This window comes from Cupriavidus sp. KB_39 (assembly GCF_052114485.1).
Taxonomy (GTDB): domain Bacteria; phylum Pseudomonadota; class Gammaproteobacteria; order Burkholderiales; family Burkholderiaceae; genus Cupriavidus.
The window spans coordinates 108,604-127,893 of sequence record NZ_JBFREV010000009.1 but is presented as its reverse complement, the minus strand read 5'-3'; the positions used below and the strand labels follow the sequence as shown (position 1 = coordinate 127,893).

The window sequence follows — 19,290 nt, the reverse complement described above, 5'->3', positions numbered from 1 at the left end:
CACCGATGTGCGCCTCTGCTTGCCAGTTGGTTCCAACGCGATGGGAAGGGGGTCAATGTGCGCGACACGCACTGAGGCGCATGTCGTCGCGATTGACGCGGAGTGACCGTGCTTGCGTAAGCTGGCGCGCTGGTACGGGGCGTGCCGGGTACGGAGCGGACTTGCCGCCGGTCATTATGGTGACGGGCCACGTGGCCCGGATCGATTCGGGTGTACGCCCGAAGGGTGCCAAAACTGAGTCTTTGTAGTGATGTCGGCACCCGGTCCTGTCGTTTGGAGAGAGGACCAAGTCCGGCATTATAACAGCTTCTTGCCTTGGGCCCTGATGCCATCGAACACGGCCCCGGCCACGTCCTGCGGAAATTCCCGGGGAAGGCGGGCCGCGACGGCGGCGATCGCCGGGTCCATGGCGGCAACGAGTTCGGCGATCATCGACTCCACCTCCGCCTCGGGCAGCCCCACCTGCCGCCCCTGCGCAATCCAGTGCCGACGCTGGATCTGGGCCAGCCGGTAGTAGTTCTGCGAGCCCCGCACCGCCATGGCCATGCGCGCCTTCTGTATGGCGAGTTGATTGGCGCCGCYCCCGACGATGGGATGTGCCGAAAGCACGTCATACAGCGGCGTGGCCCAGTAGCGACCGCCCGGCCCGATGCTCAGGCTGAAGTTCTTGGCATGCCCGTCCGTGGCSGCGAGCATCCAGAACAGGATCTGCGTCTTGAAGAAATTGCGACGRTCCGCCTCGCGCGCGTCGGAGCCGGCCAGGATCGCCATGATGTCCGCGATGCCCGGCCCGCCATCGGCCTGATACTTGGCCAGCGGGGACATGCCCATCGCCTGGCAGAAGTCCTCCTGCGGCAGGCGCAGGATCCACTCGCCATCGGGCGCCACGCGCCGGTCGAAACGCTCGACCACGAGCGCCTTCTGATCCTCGAACATCGCCATCTCGCACGCCGCGATGGGCAGGCCGAAGGCCTCGACCAGCTGCGCGCAAAGCCATTCGTTCTCGACGGACGTGCGCATGTCCGCGCGCATATTGCCTACCAGCCCGAGCGGCAGCTTGAGGATATGGGTCGTCGGCGTACTGCCGTGCGGAACGAACCATTGGCCGTCCCGGCGCAGCAGCGCGGTCTTTTCCTGCGCGCCGGCGATCGACAGGCGCAGGTCGGCATCGTCGCCATGCTGGCCGAGGGGCGATGCACTCGTGGTGTCGCGCAGCAAGCGGGCGATGTGGGCGTCATCAGCCRGGCTGCCTTCGATGACGCGCAGTTCTTCGGGTACCTCGCCTTCGGGGAGCAGCTGCAGCGCGCCCACGCAGTCGCGGCCCAGCGCCGTGAGCAGATCGAACGGACCGATCCCRCGCGTGCGATAGCGCTGCGCGAGCCGCCGGCGGATGGCGTCGCTRTCCGGCAGCAGGTTGTCGAAGTAGTCCGTCACCACGCGGCCGCGATACGGCGCGTTGTCTGACCGGAACGGCATCGAAAGCGACAGCGGCCGGCCTTGCGCGCTGTGGATCCAGCGGGCCGCATAGTGRAAGGTCTCGCCCTCGCTGCCCTGTGCCCACACGCCCGTGAAATGGCCGTTCATCCAGACGCCGAGCTGGCGTCGCAGAGGTCGACGTCCCATTACCAGGGCTCGCTTGGCGGGGGCTGGCGGAGCATGGAGCCGCCGCCGCGATAGTCCTCATCCCCATCGGTCGACAGGAGCATTTCCACGTCCAGCGCCTGCAATACCGCATGCAGCCGCTCCACGCTGACGCGCGCCGGGTTGGCTTCCAGCCGGGCATAGGTCTGCTGGCTCACCCCCAGGCGCGCCGCGAGTTGCGCCTGGGTCAGCCCGCGGGACTTGCGGAAGCCCTGGAGGATCGGCCGTAACTGGCTGATGATGCGGATGGGATACATAGTCGGATGTATGCTCGGATGGGGGCGCGAATACAGCTAGGAAGTTGTAAAGCCGTTTTACGCCATTTTGGCTGTATTTTCAAGATACAGCCTATCGGGCGTAAAACGGAAATACAACCATTAAGCTGTATCGACGCGGCCCATCGGGCACGCCGTGGTACATTCCGGCCCCATATCCCTCCTGATTGCATGACACGCCCCGATGCCCGTGCGTCCCGATCCGTCCGCCGCCAAGCCGCCCTCGATGAACGTCAAGACCGCCCTGCGCGTGCTCGAGATCATCGAGACCTTTGCGCGYGAACGGCGCGCGCTGTCGCTCTCGGAGCTCTCCCGGCTGCTGTCCGTGCCAGCCTCTAGCTGCCTGGCGCTGATCCGCACACTGACCTCGCTAGGCTATCTCTATGAGACGGCCCGCAGGCAGGGCTACTACCCCACCGGCCGGCTGCTGGCCATGGCCCAGCAGATTGCCCGGCACGACCCCGTACTCGATCGCGTGCACGGCACCATGAGCGAATTGCGCGAAGCCACTGGCGAGACCATCGTTATCGGCAAGCTGCATGAGGGCCACGCGGTGGTCTATCTCGATGTGCTTGAATCGCCACACGCGATCCGCTATATCGCCACGGCCGGCGAGCGGCGCGAACTCCACGCGAACTCGATCGGCAAGGCGCTGCTGGCCGCCATGGACGACGCCGAGCGCGCCGCCCTGCTCCCGCAGCTTCCCTTCCAGCCGTTCACCGCGCGCACGCTAGCCACGCCGGCGGCGCTGGAGGACGACCTCCGGCAAGCGCGCGAGCGCGGTGCGTTCGTGAATCTCAGTGAGTCGATGCCTGATGTCGGCGCGCTGGCCTGGCCGGTGCGGTTGTCGGGCGAGAGTTACGCGATTTCGATTGCCGGCCCGGTCTACCGGATCGAGCCGCATCTGGAGCGCTACGCGGCCATCCTGCGCGCRGCGTGCGCGGCGCTGGAGAAGATCTAGCCAGGCGGATCTAGTCGATCTGCTGCGCGCGGAGGCGCCATCCGGCCGGATTGGGCACCGACACCGAGGCCAGCGGCGCCGAAGCCGTCAGCGCCAGCACCGCGTCATCGCGCCGCCATGTGATGCCATTGGCGTGCGCCATCTGCACCGGCACGGCTTCCACCACGTGGCCCATCATGGTCCGGAACAGATTGCCGCCGTGGCACTTGATCCAGGCTTCCTTGAGCGTCCAGAGCTCGTAGAACGCCTCCAGCTTCGCCAACTCGTCACCCACGTCCAGCAAGGCCGGCAACGCGTCGCGCTCGGCCTCCGTGGTGGTGGCCTCGATCAGCGTGTCCAGGTGCTTGCGCGGCTGCATGTCCTCGATGTCGATGCCAACCGGCAGGTCGGACACGGCGCAAGCGAGGTGATCACCCGAATGGGCAATCGACAGGAATACCGGCGTGCCGACGGCCCCCCTGGTATGGGTCGCCAGCGGCGGCGCATCCTCGGCGGCCGACAGCGACCATTCCGCCGCCTCCCCGCCGAACGTCACCGCCAGCAGCCGCCGGGCGAGCCAGCGGCCCGCCGCGAACTGCTCGGCGCGGGCCCGGGCACGCATGGCGGCCAGCCGCGCCAGTTCCTCGGGTGACATCCAACGGCTGACGGGCGGCGCCATGGCCGCGAATGCCATGACCGATCCTGTGCGCAGCGCGAGCGGCATGGCAATCGTCCTGAAAACGTCTCAAACAGGTCCCGTCGATGGCGCCTTACTTGGCGGCCACCTTGGCGTAGGTGCCCTTCAGCGTCACGCCCACCACCACGGCGCCGGCGTGGCATTCGTACTCGGTGTTGCTGGCGTTGGTGTCCTTCTTGTAATAGCTCACCATGTCCACCACCGCATTCACGCCCAGCGACTTGGCCTTGTCCTGGAACGAGATCAGCGCCGAGAGCGCGGCCCAGCGGCACGCTTCCTCATCGGCCTTGCCCACGCCGTTGGTCTTTTTGTTCGAGACGTCGCTGTCCTTCTTCTCGAGCACCTTCGGCGTCTTCTGGCCGGCCAGGTAGAACGCAACCGAGCCGTCGAGCTTTTCCTTGGCTTCCGGCATGTTCAGGACGTCCTGGAACGGCAGCATGTACTTGGTGTCGCGCGCGGCGGCAGGGGTGGACAGCAGCGTGCCTGCACAGGCGAGGGCRACCAGCGGGAGAGCGAATTTCATTGACCTTCCTTTGTTCTTGATTGTTRAGGGATGAAAACGGCGGTACGGCTCGGGTACKGCTWCSTGCTCAGGCGTCCCAGCGGCGGAACACCAGCGAGGTGTTGATGCCRCCGAACGCGAAATTGTTGCTCATCACGTACCCGGTGTCGAGTCGGCGGCCTTCGCCCATGATGTAGTCCAGCGGCGCGCAGCGCGGATCCGGGTTGACGAGGTTCACCGTGGGCGCGAACCAGCCGTCGCGCATCATCTCGATGGTCATCCACGCCTCCAGCGCCCCGCACGCGCCCAGCGTATGGCCGAGGTAGCTCTTCAGCGAGCTGACCGGCACGGCGCCACCCAGCACCGCGTGCGTGGCGTGGGATTCGGCGATGTCGCCATGGTCGGTGGCCGTGCCGTGCGCATTGACATAGCCGATGCGATCCGGCGCCAGCMCGGCGTCCTCCAGCGCCTGCCGCATGGCCACGGCCATCGTCGCGGCCTGCGGCTGGGTCACGTGCGCGCCGTCGCTGTTGGTGCCGTAGCCGACGATCTCCGCCAGGATGCGCGCGCCGCGCGCCTGGGCGTGCTCCAGTTCCTCGAGCACCAGCGTGCCGGCGCCCTCGCCCAGCACCAGCCCGTCGCGGTCTGCGTCGAACGGGCGCGGCGTGGCCTCGGGGGCGTCGTTGCGCGTGCTGGTGGCGAACAGCGTGTCGAAGACGGCCGCCTCGGTCGCATCCAGTTCCTCGCCGCCGCCAGCCAGCATCGCCACCTGCCGGCCCGCGCGGATCGTCTCGTAGGCGTAGCCGATCCCCTGGCTGCCGGACGTACACGCGCTCGACGTGGTCAGAATCCGTCCGGTGATGCCGAAGAACACCCCGATATTGACCGCCGTGGTGTGCGGCATCATGCGGATATAGGTGGTGGCGCTGATGTCCTCGGTGGTGCGCTCGCTCATCATCCGGCCAAAGTCCTGGATCGCGGACGGCGTGCCCGTGGACGAGCCGTAGGCGATGCCCATCTGCCCGCCCGTGATGATCGGATGGCCGGTCAGCCCGGCATCCGCCAGCGCGGCCTCGCTGGCCAGCACCGCCATCAGGGCGACCCGCCCCATGGACCGCGTGGCCTTGCGCGTGTAGTGGGCCGGCAGCGCGAACGGCGGCACCGGTGCCGCCAGCTGCGTGTTCAGGCCCTTGATGTCGGCCCACTCCGGCATCTGCACCACGGCATTGCGGCCGCTGGCCAGGCGCGCGCGCACCGTGGTCCAGTCGTTGCCCAATGCGCTGATTGCGCCCGCGCCGGTTACGACAACCCGCTTCATCCGAACATCCCCCCGTTCACCGAAATCACCTGCCGTGTAATGTAACCGGCATCCGGCGAGAGCAGGAAGGCCACCGTGGCCGCCACCTCGTCCGGCGTGCCCATGCGCCGCGCGGGAATCATCTTCAGCGCTTCCTCGCGCACATGCTCGTCCACCATTTCCGTGTCGATCAGCCCCGGCGCCACGCAGTTCACCGTGATATGGCGCTTGGCCAGTTCGATGGCGAGCGCCTTGGTGGCGCCGATGATGCCGGCCTTGGCGGCGCTGTAGTTGGTCTGGCCGCGGTTGCCCACCAGCCCGGACACCGACGACAGCGTGACGATGCGGCCCGGCTGGCGGCGCTGCACCATCGGCATCACCAGCGGATTGAGCACGTTGTAGAAGGCGTCGAGATTGGTATGCACCACCTCGTCCCATTCCTCCCCGCTCATGGCCGGGAACGCCGCGTCCCGCGCGATGCCAGCGTTGCAGACCACGCCGTAGTAGGTGCCGTGTTCCTCGATGTCGGCATGCAGCACGCTGGCGGTGGCCTGGCGGTCGCTGATGTCGAAAGCCAGCACGCGCGCGTTGCGGCCGAAGGCGCGCACGGCGTCGGCCACGGAGTCGGCGTCGTCCCGGCGGGCGCGGCAGTGCACCACCACGTCGTAGCCGTCGCGCGCGAGCCGCAGCGCAATGGCGCGGCCAATGCCGCGCGAGGAGCCCGTGACCAGCACGGTCTTGTTCGTCATGCTTGCTGCCCCTGGAGAAACGCCTGCGCGTCCGCAGGCTGGAAAACGGAAACATTGGCGCGCGCCACGTCGCGGCCATCCATCTCGAGCGTGCAGGCGAACATGCCGAGGCCGTTGTCCCCGATCAGTTCCACCTGGGTGCGGATGGTCAGTACGCTGCCCACCGGAAATGCGGGCACGTCGCAGGCATAGCGGCGCGAGCCGAGCAGGAAGCCCAGCCCCGGCGGGCGGCCCGCCGCGCGCTCGCGCACACCGGCCCAGGCGGCAATCGTCTGGGCCATATATTCGATACCGACCCAGCCGGGCATGCCGGCATCGTCCACGAACAACTGCGTGGCGCGCACCGTGGCGCGGGCCACGCAGTGCTCGCCATCGGCCTCAACCAGTTCGTCGATCAGCCGCATGGCGCCCGCGTGGGGCACCACTTCGGACACCGGCGGCAGGAGTGGCGTGAAGTCAGGCTGCGTGTCAGATGCCGTCACGTCAGCCCTCCCCCATCACCAGCACGCTGTTGCTGCCGCCGAAGGCGAACGAATTGCTCATCACGTAGCGCGGGGCCCGGCCCAGCGACTCGTCCGCGCCCACCACGTGCAGCGGCGGCAGCGTCGGATCGGCCGCGCCGTCCCACCAGTGGGCCGGCAGCCGGCCACGCGGGTTGTCGGTCATGGTCAGCACCATCAGCGCCGCTTCCACGGCGCCGGCAGCGCCCAGCGTGTGCCCGGTCTGCGGCTTGGTCGAGCTGACCGGCACGTCGTGYCCGAGCAGGTCCGCCACGGCGCGGGATTCCATCGCGTCGTTCTGCTCGGTGGCCGTGCCGTGCAGGTTCAGGTAGTCGATGTCCGCCGGCTGCACGCCAGCGCGCGTCAGGGCCTCCTGCATGGCGGCGCGGGCGCCCGCGCCGGCCGGGTCGGGCGCGGACATATGGTGTGCATCGGACGTCTCGCCCCAGCCGGCCAGCCGCACCGGCCCGGCCTCGCGCGACATCAGGAACAATGCCGCGCCCTCGCCCAGGTTGATGCCGTGGCGATGGGCCGACAGCGGATTGCACCGCTCCGCGCTGACTGAGTCGAGCGAGCGGAAGCCGGCGATCGTGAACGCGCACAGCGTATCCACGCCACCGGCGATGGCGACATCGGCCATGCCCTGTTCCAGCAGCCGCGCGGCGGCGGCCAGCGCCTTCGCGCTCGACGAGCACGCCGTGGAAATCGTATAGGCCGGCCCGGCCGTGCCCAGCGCCAGCGCGAGGTACTGCGCGGGGGAGCCCAGCTCCTGCTGGCCATAGTGGAAGGCATCCGGCCACGTGCCGGCCGCGTGCCGCGCGCGCACGGCCAGCTCGCCGTCGCTGATACCCGAGGTGCTGGTGCCGAGCACGATGGCCACGCGGGTCGGACCCACGCGGGCGATGGCAGCTTCCACGGCGGGGCGCAGCGCGTCCAGCGTGCGGTCCAGCAGCGCATTGTTGCGGCTGAACAGCGCGGGGGCGATGCCAGCCGGCAGGTCGGTGGCGGCCACCGGCTCGCGCACGGTGCCCAGGTGCAGCGGCGTGCCGGGCGTGTAGCGGTCAGTGACTTCGCCGCCCGTCGGGCCGTCCGTGCGCCACAGCGCGGCGCGCACGGCGTCGTTGCCGCTGCCCAGCGCGCAGATGACATTCATCGCGTTCAGGAAGATCGTCATGGCCGTGCTCCTTCGCCCTGCAGCGTGCGGATGGTCAGCCGGTAGCCGTCGCGGCGCTGCACGAATTCCGTGGTGGCGGCGTCGGGATAGCGGATCTCGGCCACGAGTTCGTCACCGGCCAGCAGGCGGCGCGTGGCCGGCGTGGCGTCCAGGCGCCAGCCCGGCGGCAGCGCCGCGCGAATGGCCGCCACGGGCCAGAGCGACAGCTGCAGATCACTGAGGATACGCTCCGGCACGAGTTCCGCGGGCGCCCATGGCGCGCGTGTCACGTGCAGGTCACTGCCGTCCCAGTCCAGCCGGGCCAGCACCTGTCCGCCGGCCAGCGCGGCCAGCCGGGTGTGGCCGGCGTCGGCCTCCAGCAGCGCGAGGATGTCCCGCGTCTGCTCGCCCTGCGGCGACGGATAGCGCACCGTGATCTGCTGCTGCAGATGCAGGGTGCGACCGAGCGACGCGGGCGGCAGGCGCAGCAGCGGCACCGCCGGGCGGCCCGCTTCCGCCACGGGCGGCGTGGGGCCGGCCGGCGGCGTCGCGGCGCAACCGGCCAGCACGGCAAACGCCGCGCCGGCCAATATCGAACACGTCAGCCTCAGACCGCGCAAAGCTGCTCCAGCACGTTGAGGCGCCGCCGGGACTCGGCCACGAAGGGGTTGCTGCGGTCCCAGGCGTAGCCGGCCAGAATCGACGAGATCATCCGGCGAATCTCGGGCGTGGCGTTCGGATGGAAGATCAGGGTCTGGAAGCGGCCTTCGTACCAGGCTTCGACGAAGGTGCGGAAGCAATCCACGCCGGCCTTCAGCGGCTTGGCGTAGTCGGCCTCCCAGTCCACGGTCTCGCCGGCCAGCTGGCGGGCGAGGCAGGCGGTGGCCAGGCTGGCCGATTTGAAGGCGATRGTCACGCCCGACGAGAACACCGGGTCCAGGAACTCGCCGGCATTGCCGAGCAGCGCGTAGCCATTGCCCCAGAGCGAGCTGACGTTGGCCGAATAGCCGACGATCTGCCGCGCCGGCGTGTCCCAGTTGGCGTCGCGCAGCAGGTGCGCCAGCCCCGGTTCCTCGCTGACCAGCTGCTTCAGCTTGGCCATCTCGTCGCCCGGATACTGGTCCAGGAAGGACTTCTCCGCCACCACGCCCTGCGAGCAGCGGCCGTTCGAGAACGGAATGGTCCAGTACCAGACATCGACATGCTCGGGATGCACGCCGATGCGGATCTTGTTGCGGTCGAAGGTGCCGGGCRCCACGCGGTCTTCCACGTGCGTGAAGATGGCTGCGCGTACCGGGAAGTTCGACGGGGACTCGAGCTTCAGCAGGCGCGGCAGGATGCGACCGAAGCCGGAGGCATCGAGCAGGCACTTCGCCTGCACGTTGTACGCCTGCCCGTCCGGGTCGCGCACKGTGACCACCGGCTGCGCGCCGGTGACATCCACCGCTTCCACCACGTGGCGGAAGCGCACCTCGGCGCCCTGCTTCTCGGCCTCGCGGATCAGCACGTCGTCGAAATGCGCGCGCTGCACCTGGTAGGTGGTGCCCCAGCCCTTGGAGAACTTGTCGCGGAAGTCGAATTCCGTGTAGCGGTCGCCCCGGGCGAAGGCGGCGCCGTTCTTGTACTGGAACCCGGCCTCCACCACGGCCTGCAGCATGCCGGCTTCCTCGATGTATTCCATGCTCTGCGGCAACAGGCTCTCGCCGATGGAGAAGCGCGGGAACGTCTCCTTCTCGATGACCAGCACCTGGACGCCGCGCTTGCGCAGCAGGCCAGCCGCCACCGAGCCAGCGGGCCCGGCGCCGACGATCAAAACCTCCACCTGTTCCGTTTTCATATGGATCAACCCTGTTCAGCTTGTTGTTGTGAGGCATGCCGGGCGAATGGCCGGAACCATGGCGACAGCACCCAGACCGCGCCCACGCCCGAAAGCATGGTCATGCCGAACGCATGCAGCGCCGGCGTGGAAGACAGTGCGAGCAGCCCGAACGCCAGCAGCGTGCTGGCCGCCCCGAGCACGATGGCGGTCCAGGACACGCCATCGCCGGGATGCTCGAGCAAAAATATGCCGTAATCGACACCTACGCCCAGCAGCAACGCCAGCGCCAGCACCGAAAACAGTTGCAACGGCACGCCGAGCCAGCCCAGCACGGCCACGCTGAAGGCGGCGGCCAGCAGCGTGGGCGCCAGCGCGCGCCAACCCTCGCGGCCATAGCGCCACGCCAGCAGCAGGGCCACGCCGGCCGCACCGGCCAGCAGCAGCCAGCTCATCAGCACGCGGTAATGGYGCAGCAGGAAGGACAGATCGGCGATGCGGTCGGCCCACTCGGCACCCTGCACCGTGTTAACGGCGGCGGCGATGCCAGACATGACTGCCGGATTTTCCAGCCCGCGCAGCARCATCACGCTGGCRTAGCCGCTGCCCTCGCGGTCCAGCCACAGATGACGCAGCGTGCCCGAGACCGGATTGGCCAGCCAGGCGGGCAGCGTCAGCACGGCGTCGGCCGGGGACGCCGCCGGCGCGGCRATCGACCCACCCAGCGTGCGGGCCACCCGCTCGCGCACGGCAGCTTCTTGACGGCCGGCCAGCGCGGCGTCCGCGCGTTGGCGGGCGGCGGACGGCACCCAGTCGGAAATCGCCAGGAAGCCGGCCAGCTCGCCGCGCCGGATGGCCGGCGCCAGCGCGGCCTTGACGGCCTCCTCGCGCGCCAGCACCTCGTCCGGCGTGGCACCGCGTACGAGCACGAACTGCGCGGGGCTCGGCGTGCCGAGCAGGCGGCCCGTGAGGCGCTGCGCCTCGATCAACGCCGGCGGCGAGCTTTGCAGCTGGCGCACGTCATCGACAACCCGCACCTGCCAGATCCCCGGCACGATAAACAGGGCCAGCGCCCCGAGCGCCAGCGCCGTGCGCCGGTCCGCCCGCACGCGCGGCCAGCGGGCGAGGCTCTGGGCCAGCCAGCTYGACACCCGCGTGGGCCGCAGCGCGCCCCGGTCCAGCAGTGGAAACCAGAACACCACGGTCAGGAACGCGGCGACCAGCCCCACCGCCGAGAACAGCGCCATCTGGCGCAGCCCCGGGAACGGCGCGATGCCGAGCGCCAGGTATGCCACCACGCTGGTCGCCAGCGCCAGCGCCATGCCCGGCAGCAGATGGCGCATGACCGATGGCGGCGTGGCGCGCGGCAGCGCCTGCCGCGAGACGAAGTAATGGATRCCGAAGTCCTCCGCCACGCCCACCAGGCTGGCGCCGAACACCAGCGTGATCAGGTGCACGCGGTCGAAGACGATGGCCGTGGCCGAGATCGCCGCCGCCGTGCCGATGGCCAGCGACAGCCCCACCAGCACGATCGGCCGCAGCGAGCGGAACGCCAGCCAGACCAGCAGCAGCACCGCCGCCAGCGAGCCCCAGCCGATCACGTTCATTTCGAAATTCGCCTGCGCGGCGGCGGCCTCCGCGTGCAGCGGAATGCCGGCGGCCACTACGCGCACGTCCGCATCGCCCTGCCGCGCAGCGGCCTCGGCGGCGCGCAGCAGGTCGCTGTAGTCGGTACTGCCGCTGACCGAGAATGCCGGTTTGGTGATGTGGTACGTCAGCAGCACCCACTCCTTGCCATCGCCGGACAAGGCGGCCAGCCCGTCGCGCTCCTGCACGCGCGTCACGGCGGCGCGGGAGAGCCACCAGTCCTGCCACAGCCCAAGCGGATCGGCGGCCCAGTCGGTCAGGCGCGGCCCGGTGGAGAGCTGGTAGAGGCGCGTCAGCGCCTGCTGGGCGAGTTGGTCCGGATGACCTTGCTGCAACTGCTGACGCTGGGCGTCGGTSAGCAGGCGGTCCCGCCACGGGCGATAGAAGTCGAGCGCCTTGTCGAAGTCGAACGCGGCGATCTTGTCCACCGGTTGCAGCAGCGTGCCGCCCTGCGCCGTGGCTTGGCTGAAGCGCTGCGCGGCGGCGCGCGTGCGCGCCCAGTCCGGGCTGCCGACGAGCACCACCACCTCCTGCGCCACGCTGTCGGCCAGCCGGCGCAGCACGCGGTCCGCCGCAGCGGTGCGCTCGCTGGTCGGCAGCAGCGCCATCACATCCGTATCGAGCCGCGAGCCGCGCCAGAACTGCACCTGATGGGCGATCATCGCCAGCACGATCAGCAGCCAGACGATGGCCAGCCCACGCGCCAGCCGCGTGATGCCGCCCTGCATCGCCACGCCGCCCGCCACGTTACTCAAAGCGCTGCTCCTCGGCCGGGGTCAGCCTGGCGGCGGCGGCTGGGTCGATCATGCGGACCACGGTGCTGTCGCCGCCGGCTTCCTCGAGCCGCACGTCGCGCACGAACTTGTCGCCGGCCAGCTCGATCCGGGTGAACACGCGCCGCATGCCGGCATCCTTTGGGATCAGCGTCAGCGCCCATCCGGCGCTGCCGACCAGCTTGCCGGTCACGTCGAAACGCGCGGACAGCCCGCGCAGGTCGCCGCGCAGCACGGCGATCATCGACTCGCCGACCACGCGCATCGCAGGCTGGGATTCGGCTTGCATCYGCTGCTGCACGCTGCCATCGGCGCCGCGCATCACCAGCTTCTCAGGGGTGACCAGCAGGCTCGACGGGAACGGCTCGCGCGTCTGCCAGACCACGCCACGGCCGCGCGCGAGCACGAAATCGCCCCGCGAGACCAGCGGATTGCTGAAGCCGGACAGCCGGCGCGTCTGCTCGAACCGGCCCCGGATCACGGGCGCATCGGCCAGCCGCTTGGCCACCGAGGCCAGCAGGTCGTCGGCATGGGCCGGCAGCGCCGGCAACATCACCACCAGCGCCAGTGCGCCAGCAGCGGCCAGAACCTGGCGGCGCCTCACGACGGCACCCCGAGCTTCCGCAGCAACACCGGCGGGCAGACGTAGAGCATCTCCTGCGTCGTCATGTCCACGGCTACCTGGATCGAATAGCCCTTGGTCAGCCGCTGGCCAGACGCCGCATCGCGGATCTCGTAGTCGATCTTGAGCCGGTTTTCCCATTCGACGATGGTGGCGCGCACGATCATCGACTGGCCGTAGACCAGCGGGCGCACGTACTTGACGCGCAGGTCCACCACCGGCCACGCGTAGCCGGAATCGCGCATCTGGGGGTAGTCGTAGTCGATCTGCTGGAGCAGCGCGCAGCGCGCCACTTCGAAGTAGCGCACGTAGTTGCCGTGCCAGACCACGTTCATCGGGTCGAGGTCGTGGAACGCCGGCGTCAGCGTGATCTCGTGGCTGAAAGCTTTGGACATAGGTCTCCGGTGGGCGGCGCGGCTTAGTGCGCGTCCTGGCGCGCGTCCTGCGCGTCCTGGCGACCGGTACGGACCGGATCGTCCGCCCAGAAGTCGTAGAAGTTGAACCAGTCGAATGGCGAGCGCACCAGCAGCGCCTCCAGCCATGCGGCGTAAGTCGTGGCCAGCGCGGTCAGCGCGGCGTCACGGCTCGCACGTGGGAGCGTCACCGCGCGCGTGAGTTCCGTGAAACGCAGCAGATGGCCGTCGCCATGGCGCACGCAGCCCATGGCGTACAGCGGGCAGCGCATCAGCCCCGCCAGCACGTACGGGCCCACCGGGAAACGCGCCGGCGCGCCCAGGAACGGCACGCGCACCGCCCGGCCGCCGTGCGCGGGCGCGCGGTCGCCAGCAATCGCCACGAACTCGCCCGCCTGCACCTTGGCCGCCAGTTCCAGCGCCGTGGCGGGCGAGATATCGTCCACCTGATAGAGCTGGAGGCCCGATTTGGGATCGAGCCGCGACAGGATCCGGTTGAATCGCTCGGCATGGGCGGTGTGCACCAGCACGGTCAGCCGCAGCCCCTGCCGCTGGTTGGCCAGCACCCGGCACAGCTCCAGGCAGCCCATATGCGCGGTCATGATGATGCCGCCCTGCCCGCTGGCGATCTGGTCCAGCAGCACCTGGTGGCCTTCCCGCGTGACGTTGCCGAAGCGGTACTGGCCGCCGATGGACAGCAGCTTGTCCAGCAGCGTGTCTGCGAACGAGAACAGGTGGCGCARCGTATGGCGCCAGGTGGGCTGCGCGCCGATCGCGCCGGCGGTGGCCTCCATGCGCGTGAGGTAGTCCATCGACGCCCGGCGCGCCAGCGGATGCGTGATCCAGTAATAGGTGACCACCGGGTACAGCACCGCCCGGAACAGCGTGCGGCCGAAGACGCGATAGAGCCCGTACAGGCACCAGACGCCCCAGACGCACGTGGCCTCGCCGATGGTGCTCCAGTGGCGCGACGGCGTGCGGCGCGTGGCGGCGTCAGCCGTAGGCTTCGCCGTGCTCATGCCGGCCTCACCCTGCGCCAGAGCAGGCGCGGCAGCCGCCACACCATGCCGAAGAACAGCCGCGTATGCATGCGCGAGATCAGCACGTTGTCGCGCCACGCCTGGAAGTGCGAGACGCCATCGGACGGATACGTCACGCGCGTCGGCACGTTGACGATGCGCACGCCGCGCCAGACCAGATGCACCAGCACCTCGGTGTCGAACTCCATGCGCCGGCCGAGGTCCACGTCGCGCATCAGGGCGGTTACCGCCGCCAGCGGGTAGACCCGCAGGCCGCACATCGAATCCTTGATCTGGAACGAGAGCGTGTTGATCCAGACCCAGATGTGCGTCAGGTAGCGCGCGTAGAGCCGCAGGCGCGGCACCGAGTCGTCGTAGACCGGGTGGCCGCAGATCATCGCGGCAGGCTGGGCCTGCGCCAGCGCGGTGAACTGGGGAATGCAGCCGGCGTCGTGCTGGCCATCGGCATCGATCTGCAGCGCGTGCGTGTAGCCAAGCCGCGCGGCCTCCGTGAAGCCGGCCATGATCGCGCCGCCCTTGCCCTGATTCACGGACAGGCGGATCAGGCGGACGCGCTCGGGGTGCGCGGCGGCAATCTCGCGGAGCACCTGCTCGCAGGCCGGGCTGCTGCCGTCGTCCACCAGCAGGCACGGCAGCGGATGCGCGAGGATGGCATCGACCATGGCGCCGATGGCRCCTTCGTGGTCATAGACCGGCACGAGCACAACCGGACGGAACGGCGTCATGGCGTATCGGGATGAAAAACGATCTTGCCGCTGGCGTGCGGGCCGGTGTCGGATGTCAGCCGGAAGCCGAGCGCGAGGGCGTCTGGCTGCCACGTCAGCGCCATGCGCACCGTGGTGCCAGGCTGGATCACGGCCTGGAACTTGAGCGTGTCCAGCCGCGCGAAGCGCTCGCGCGGCGGAATCGGCAGCCGCTGGGGCGCCAGCGCCATCACCCAGTCCACCTGGGCCACGCCSGGCACRATCGGGGTATCGGGGAAGTGGCCGTCGAAGATCGCCAGGTCATCGGTCACCTCCAGCGCGGCGGTGGCCGAGGTGGCCGAATTGGCCTCAGCGTCCAGCCAGTGCGCAGCCGGCACCGTGCGGCGGAACAGGTCGCGCAGCATGGCTTCGGTGGTCTTGCCCTGCGCGTTGCACGGCAGCGCCGGCACGAAGGCCCAGCGACGCGGCAGCGCCACCGGGTCCACGGCGTCGGCCAGTTGCGCGCGCAGCGCGGCGGTCAACGCGGCACGCCCATGGGTGTCGAGGAGTGCCTGTCCGGCGTCGCCAGGCACCACGGCGGCGGCCACGCGGGTGCCGACATCGAGTTCGACCATGACGACCCGCGCCTCCCGCACCAGCGGCGAGGCGGCCAGCCGCTGCTCGATCTGCGTCAGCGAGACGCGTTTTTCCTCGATCTTGACGATGCGGTCAGCGCGRCCGGCCAGCACGAAGCTGTCGTCGCCGGCGGGCAGCGCGCGGTCCGCGCAGACGTACCAGTCGTCATCGGCCAGATGCGGCGAGCGCACGGCCAGGAAGCCGTCCTGCAGGCGCCAGGCGATGCCGGGCAGCGCCGTCCAGCGGTCCGCCTGCACGGCGCGCTGGCGCCAGGCGATGCCGCCGGTCTCGGAGCTGCCGAATACTTCGATGGGGGAGCGGCCGGTGTGGCGCAGCGCGTCCGCCGCAGCCTCGGGCGGGAGCGGCCCGCCGGACGAGAACACCGCCTGCAGCACSGGGCGCGTGACGGGCCAGTCGAGCGCATCGGGCATACGCTTCAGGTGCGCCGGGCTGCTGACCAGCACCGCCGGGCGGGCGTCGTCCGCGCAGGCGCGTACCAGTTCCTCATGGAAGGCGAGCCGCGCGCCGGGCATCGGCCGGCCCGCCGCCAGCGGCCAGAGCACCGTGAAGAGCAGGCCGTAGATGTGCTGGTGCGAGACCGTGCTCAGCACGCGCACATCGGCGGGCAGCCGCGCGCCAAAGGCYTGCTGGAGYGTRTGGACCTCSGCRTCGAGYTGGGCSAGGCGCTTGTCGATGGCGCCGGGCTCGCCGGTGGACCCSGAGGTGAACAGCGTGACCCAGGTGTCGTGCGTGCTTAGCGGGAGCCAGTCGGCCTCCCCTGCCCCCGGAGTTGTTCCGGGCGCTGGCAYCARGCCGCCCGGCAACTCGCCGGCCCAGCCATCGGCATGGCCGCGCAGCGCCGCGAGCGTCTCCGTGCGGGTATCGCCGGGCAGCACCACGTGCTTGCCGGCATGCCACGCGCCGAACAGCGCGGCGGCGAAATCGGCCGTGCCCTCGAAGTACAGCGCCCAGCGCGCCCCTGGCGCCGCCGCGAAGGCCCGGCGCCACGCCGCCACACTGGCGACGAACGCTGCCGCCTGGGCATCGCCTTGCGCGGCCCGTGCCGCCTGGGCAGCCATCACGGCGCCAACGCCCGTGAAGCCGGTGAAACCACTGAGCGCGGGCTCAGTCATGACGATTCTCCGCATGCCGCGCACGCGCGCGCTGCCGCACCAGCCATTCGCCGGCGAACATCGCGCCGATCAGGCCATAGGCAATCGCGCCGTTGTACAGCGCCCAGACCCGGTCGCTGGCGGCCAGCGCGGTCACGGCGGCAACGGCGCCATTGCAGATAAAGAACACGCACCAGGCCTGCGTCACGCGGCGCGTATAGGCCACGCCGCTGGGCGGCAGGTTCGGCTCGCGCAGCCGGGCCATGCGTTCCACCAGCGAGGGCGGATGGCGCAGGCTCCAGCCGAACACGCCCAGCATCGCCACGTTCACGAGCACCGGGTAGAGCTTCAGCGGCAGCGCGTGGTCGGAGGCCAGCACGATCAGGGCCAGCCCCGCCGCCAGCACCGCCATCGCCCGCCAGCCGGCCTGGCGGCTGGTGCCGGCGCGCAGCAGGGCGAGCGCGACCAGCGCCAGCGCCATCACGCGCGGCGAGAAGTGCTGCAGACCCAGGTAGATCACCACCGGGTACGACAGCGTCAGCAGCCCCAGCCCCCACTTGCGCCAGGTCATCGGGCGTCAGGCGGTGGCCGGCGAGTCGATCAGCAGCGCAAGCGCCTGCACCACGTCCTGCACGGTGCGCACGGACTTGAACTGCTCGGGCTTGAGCGGCTTGTTCAGCATCGGCTTCAGCTTCACCAGCAGGTCRACGGCGTCGATGCTGTCGATGTCGAGGTCGTCATACAGCCGCGCCTCGGGCGTAATGCGCTCCGGGGCGATCTCGAAGGTTTCCTCGAGAACCGCCGCCACCCGCGCGAAGATTTCGTCGTGAGTCATGATCTGGCTCCGTATAGCAGTATTGCGATGACCTCGCGGATCAGGCCGGGGCCTGGCCGCGCTGCGACGCCACGAACGCCGCCAGCGCCGAAACACTGGCAAAGCGCGCGCGGATTTCCTCCTTGTCGCCGTTCATGGTGATGCCGTAGCGCTTCTGCAGCGCCAGGCCCAGTTCCAGTGCGTCGATGGAATCGAGGCCCAGGCCTTCGATGAACAGCGGCGCGGTGGCGTCGATATCGTCAGCCGCCACGTCCTCGAGGGACAGCGACGAGATGATCAGTTCCTTGATTTCTTGCTCAAGCGCCTGCACGGCGGATCTCCCTGGAGAAAAACTCGAATAGTGATTGGGTCAGGTGGCGCACGGCCATGGCGTCGTCGGTGCCCGGCGCCACCCACTGCGCGGGTGGCACGTCTGGGTGCACGTCGATGACGAAGCGCGGGCGCCGCACCGGCACGTGGTACCACTTCTCGCCCTTGGTCAGCGTGGGCGGTTCGCAGCGGATGACCACCGGGGTCAGCGCAAAGCCGCCGCGTACGGCCACGTTGGCCGCGCCGCGCTGGAGTTGCAGCGGCTGGCCCGGGCGCGTGCGCGTGCCTTCCGGAAAGATGATCAGGTTGTTGCCGGCCCGCAGCGAGGCGATGCAGTCGTCGACCATCGCCGCGCCACTGTCGTTCTGCACCCAGCCGGTGGCCAGCACCGGGCCGCGCGTGAACGGGTTGCGTGCCAGGCCGGACTTCACCACGCAGTCGGCGCGGCGCGTCAGCGCCATCAGGAACACCACGTCGATCAGCGACGGATGGTTCGCCACCACCAGCATCCCCTCGCGTTGCAGCCGTTCTGGATGGCGGATTTCGTAGCCGATGACGCCGACGCTGCGCATCAGCCAGAGGAACAGCCGGAAGGCATGGTGGATGACATCGCGGCACACGCGCTGGCGCGTCTGGGTGGACCACGGCAGCAGCGCCAGCGCCGGGAACACCAGCACGCGCAGCAGCAGGCCGCCCACGCCGAAGCTCGAGAAGCAGAAGCCGGTGGCGCACACGCGCCAGGCGCGGTCGAGGCGTTCAACCATGGCGCTGCCACCTCCAGACCGCGCGTTCGCCACGGTGGCACAGCTCGGCGTCGCCGGTCAGCATGAATCGCAGCACATCCAGCGCGTGCGGCAGCACCGGATGGGCGGTGTCGGGGTCCGACGCCTCGCGCACATGGTCGATGTCGAGCCGGAACACCGGCTCGCCCGGGCGCGGCTTGCCGATGCGCCAGGCCCAGCCGAACAGGCAGCCGGGCTCATCGGCGAACTCGGCATAGGCTTCGGGCAGCGGCGCGTCATAGCAGACCAGCAGCACCTCGTCCGCCCCATCGGCCAGCAGCGCGCAGGCTTCGAAGGCGGCCGTCTCCACGGTATCGCGGCCAGCCGCCACGGCCTGGAGGTTGGAGGCGTCTCCCCGGTCGATCGTAAACATCGCACCAATGGCGTTGTGGACAGAGAGGCCGAACGCGGTGGGCGACAGTGGYTCGCCGGCTGCCAGTTCGCTGAGCATGTCGAAGGCGCGGCGGGTGTCGCCGTGGCGCGAGGCAAACACGGCCGGCGGGGCYGGCGCGGCGGGGGCCYCGTCGGGCGGGAGGGTGTCGTAGGCGGGATGCAGCGCCGCGCGGCCGATGGCATTGACGCGTCGGCGCAACATCGGGGCCATGGCCGAGAGCGCCGGCAGGTCCGATCCCTCGGGCAGCCATGGCGCAAGACTCCACGCCTGCCAGGCTTCCGGGGATTGCAGTGCCGGCGCACAGGCCGCCCATGCGCGAATTCCGAATTCAATTGCCATGCCGTGCGCGTTGGGTGGAATGTGAGCCCCGCGTCCCCCGCCGTGCCTGGGGCAACGTTGGCCACGCGCGTGTGCGCRGGCCCGCGCGCGACCATCGCACCGGGGAACAGATTCCGTTTTTCCCTGAAATTAGAA

General features: G+C 69.7%; 22 protein-coding genes. 1 reads left to right on the top strand and 21 read right to left on the bottom strand.

Annotated features, from left to right (window positions below; translation table 11 throughout):
• Positions 1-297 precede the first annotated feature (297 nt).
• Together AB4Z27_RS09690 and AB4Z27_RS09685 are read right to left on the bottom strand one after the other, a co-directional pair.
• The gene (locus tag AB4Z27_RS09690; RefSeq protein ID WP_441644350.1) at positions 298-1,623 is read right to left on the bottom strand and encodes a type II toxin-antitoxin system HipA family toxin; all 1,326 of its coding nucleotides are present in this window, start codon (positions 1,621-1,623) and stop codon (positions 298-300) included.
• Positions 1,623-1,898 (bottom strand): helix-turn-helix domain-containing protein, encoded by a 276-nt coding sequence (locus AB4Z27_RS09685; protein ID WP_092299829.1) that lies wholly within the window; start codon positions 1,896-1,898, stop codon positions 1,623-1,625. The genes AB4Z27_RS09690 and AB4Z27_RS09685 overlap by 1 nt, the downstream gene beginning before the upstream one ends.
• 244 nt (positions 1,899-2,142) lie before the next feature.
• Between AB4Z27_RS09685 and AB4Z27_RS09680 the strand changes: the two genes are divergently transcribed.
• Positions 2,143-2,877, top strand: coding sequence for an IclR family transcriptional regulator (locus tag AB4Z27_RS09680; protein ID WP_092299975.1), 735 nt, complete (start codon positions 2,143-2,145; stop codon positions 2,875-2,877).
• A 10-nt stretch (positions 2,878-2,887) separates the two neighbouring features.
• Here the strand turns inward: AB4Z27_RS09680 and AB4Z27_RS09675 are convergent, their stop codons facing one another.
• The 19 genes from AB4Z27_RS09675 to AB4Z27_RS09585 form a co-directional block, all read right to left on the bottom strand.
• On the bottom strand, positions 2,888-3,550 hold the full coding sequence (locus tag AB4Z27_RS09675; protein WP_441593447.1) for a 4'-phosphopantetheinyl transferase family protein: 663 nt from the start codon (positions 3,548-3,550) through the stop codon (positions 2,888-2,890).
• Positions 3,551-3,626: 76 nt separating this feature from the next.
• Entirely contained in the window at positions 3,627-4,076 is a 450-nt protein-coding gene (locus tag AB4Z27_RS09670; protein WP_092299825.1) for an excinuclease ATPase subunit, read from the bottom strand.
• Positions 4,077-4,143: 67 nt separating this feature from the next.
• Positions 4,144-5,373 (bottom strand): beta-ketoacyl-ACP synthase, encoded by a 1,230-nt coding sequence (locus AB4Z27_RS09665; RefSeq protein WP_441644349.1) that lies wholly within the window; start codon positions 5,371-5,373, stop codon positions 4,144-4,146.
• The gene (fabG, locus tag AB4Z27_RS09660) at positions 5,370-6,101 is read right to left on the bottom strand and encodes a 3-oxoacyl-ACP reductase FabG (protein ID WP_144197106.1); all 732 of its coding nucleotides are present in this window, start codon (positions 6,099-6,101) and stop codon (positions 5,370-5,372) included. Before fabG ends, AB4Z27_RS09665 begins: the two co-directional genes overlap by 4 nt.
• Entirely contained in the window at positions 6,098-6,583 is a 486-nt protein-coding gene (locus AB4Z27_RS09655) for a hotdog family protein (RefSeq protein ID WP_255370950.1), read from the bottom strand. The genes fabG and AB4Z27_RS09655 overlap by 4 nt, the downstream gene beginning before the upstream one ends.
• A gap of 1 nt (position 6,584) precedes the next feature.
• Complete coding sequence (locus AB4Z27_RS09650; RefSeq protein WP_441593450.1) at positions 6,585-7,775, bottom strand: beta-ketoacyl-ACP synthase; 1,191 nt, start codon at positions 7,773-7,775, stop codon at positions 6,585-6,587.
• Positions 7,772-8,374, bottom strand: coding sequence for a DUF3261 domain-containing protein (locus AB4Z27_RS09645; protein WP_441644348.1), 603 nt, complete (start codon positions 8,372-8,374; stop codon positions 7,772-7,774). Before AB4Z27_RS09645 ends, AB4Z27_RS09650 begins: the two co-directional genes overlap by 4 nt.
• Positions 8,362-9,591 (bottom strand): NAD(P)/FAD-dependent oxidoreductase, encoded by a 1,230-nt coding sequence (locus AB4Z27_RS09640; RefSeq protein WP_441644347.1) that lies wholly within the window; start codon positions 9,589-9,591, stop codon positions 8,362-8,364. The genes AB4Z27_RS09645 and AB4Z27_RS09640 overlap by 13 nt, the downstream gene beginning before the upstream one ends.
• 5 nt (positions 9,592-9,596) lie before the next feature.
• On the bottom strand, positions 9,597-11,963 hold the full coding sequence (locus AB4Z27_RS09635) for an MMPL family transporter (RefSeq protein WP_441644364.1): 2,367 nt from the start codon (positions 11,961-11,963) through the stop codon (positions 9,597-9,599).
• A gap of 1 nt (position 11,964) precedes the next feature.
• Positions 11,965-12,594 (bottom strand): outer membrane lipoprotein carrier protein LolA, encoded by a 630-nt coding sequence (locus AB4Z27_RS09630; protein ID WP_441644346.1) that lies wholly within the window; start codon positions 12,592-12,594, stop codon positions 11,965-11,967.
• Positions 12,591-13,007: an acyl-CoA thioesterase gene (locus tag AB4Z27_RS09625; RefSeq protein WP_441593453.1), complete on the bottom strand. Its 417-nt coding sequence runs from the start codon at positions 13,005-13,007 to the stop codon at positions 12,591-12,593. The genes AB4Z27_RS09630 and AB4Z27_RS09625 overlap by 4 nt, the downstream gene beginning before the upstream one ends.
• Positions 13,008-13,030: 23 nt before the next feature.
• On the bottom strand, positions 13,031-14,044 hold the full coding sequence (locus AB4Z27_RS09620; protein WP_441644345.1) for an LpxL/LpxP family acyltransferase: 1,014 nt from the start codon (positions 14,042-14,044) through the stop codon (positions 13,031-13,033).
• Positions 14,041-14,790 (bottom strand): glycosyltransferase family 2 protein, encoded by a 750-nt coding sequence (locus tag AB4Z27_RS09615; RefSeq protein ID WP_092299801.1) that lies wholly within the window; start codon positions 14,788-14,790, stop codon positions 14,041-14,043. Before AB4Z27_RS09615 ends, AB4Z27_RS09620 begins: the two co-directional genes overlap by 4 nt.
• Complete coding sequence (locus tag AB4Z27_RS09610; protein WP_441644344.1) at positions 14,787-16,517, bottom strand: AMP-binding protein; 1,731 nt, start codon at positions 16,515-16,517, stop codon at positions 14,787-14,789. The genes AB4Z27_RS09615 and AB4Z27_RS09610 overlap by 4 nt, the downstream gene beginning before the upstream one ends.
• Positions 16,510-17,067 (bottom strand): hypothetical protein, encoded by a 558-nt coding sequence (locus tag AB4Z27_RS09605; RefSeq protein ID WP_092299798.1) that lies wholly within the window; start codon positions 17,065-17,067, stop codon positions 16,510-16,512. The genes AB4Z27_RS09610 and AB4Z27_RS09605 overlap by 8 nt, the downstream gene beginning before the upstream one ends.
• A gap of 6 nt (positions 17,068-17,073) precedes the next feature.
• Complete coding sequence (locus tag AB4Z27_RS09600; RefSeq protein ID WP_092299795.1) at positions 17,074-17,331, bottom strand: acyl carrier protein; 258 nt, start codon at positions 17,329-17,331, stop codon at positions 17,074-17,076.
• 40 nt (positions 17,332-17,371) lie between these two features.
• Entirely contained in the window at positions 17,372-17,641 is a 270-nt protein-coding gene (locus AB4Z27_RS09595) for a phosphopantetheine-binding protein (RefSeq protein ID WP_092299792.1), read from the bottom strand.
• The gene (locus AB4Z27_RS09590) at positions 17,628-18,404 is read right to left on the bottom strand and encodes a lysophospholipid acyltransferase family protein (RefSeq protein ID WP_092299789.1); all 777 of its coding nucleotides are present in this window, start codon (positions 18,402-18,404) and stop codon (positions 17,628-17,630) included. Before AB4Z27_RS09590 ends, AB4Z27_RS09595 begins: the two co-directional genes overlap by 14 nt.
• Complete coding sequence (locus AB4Z27_RS09585) at positions 18,397-19,155, bottom strand: beta-ketoacyl synthase chain length factor (protein WP_441644343.1); 759 nt, start codon at positions 19,153-19,155, stop codon at positions 18,397-18,399. The genes AB4Z27_RS09590 and AB4Z27_RS09585 overlap by 8 nt, the downstream gene beginning before the upstream one ends.
• Between the last annotated feature and the right edge of the window lie 135 nt (positions 19,156-19,290).

Coding starts and splice junctions, on each gene's coding strand:
- AB4Z27_RS09685 (WP_092299829.1), bottom strand. CDS start 1,898: ATGTATCCCATCCGCATCATCAGCCAGTTACGGCCGATCCTCCAGGGC.
- AB4Z27_RS09675 (WP_441593447.1), bottom strand. CDS start 3,550: ATGGCATTCGCGGCCATGGCGCCGCCCGTCAGCCGTTGGATGTCACCC.
- fabG (WP_144197106.1), bottom strand. CDS start 6,101: ATGACGAACAAGACCGTGCTGGTCACGGGCTCCTCGCGCGGCATTGGC.
- AB4Z27_RS09625 (WP_441593453.1), bottom strand. CDS start 13,007: ATGTCCAAAGCTTTCAGCCACGAGATCACGCTGACGCCGGCGTTCCAC.
- AB4Z27_RS09605 (WP_092299798.1), bottom strand. CDS start 17,067: ATGACCTGGCGCAAGTGGGGGCTGGGGCTGCTGACGCTGTCGTACCCG.
- AB4Z27_RS09590 (WP_092299789.1), bottom strand. CDS start 18,404: ATGGTTGAACGCCTCGACCGCGCCTGGCGCGTGTGCGCCACCGGCTTC.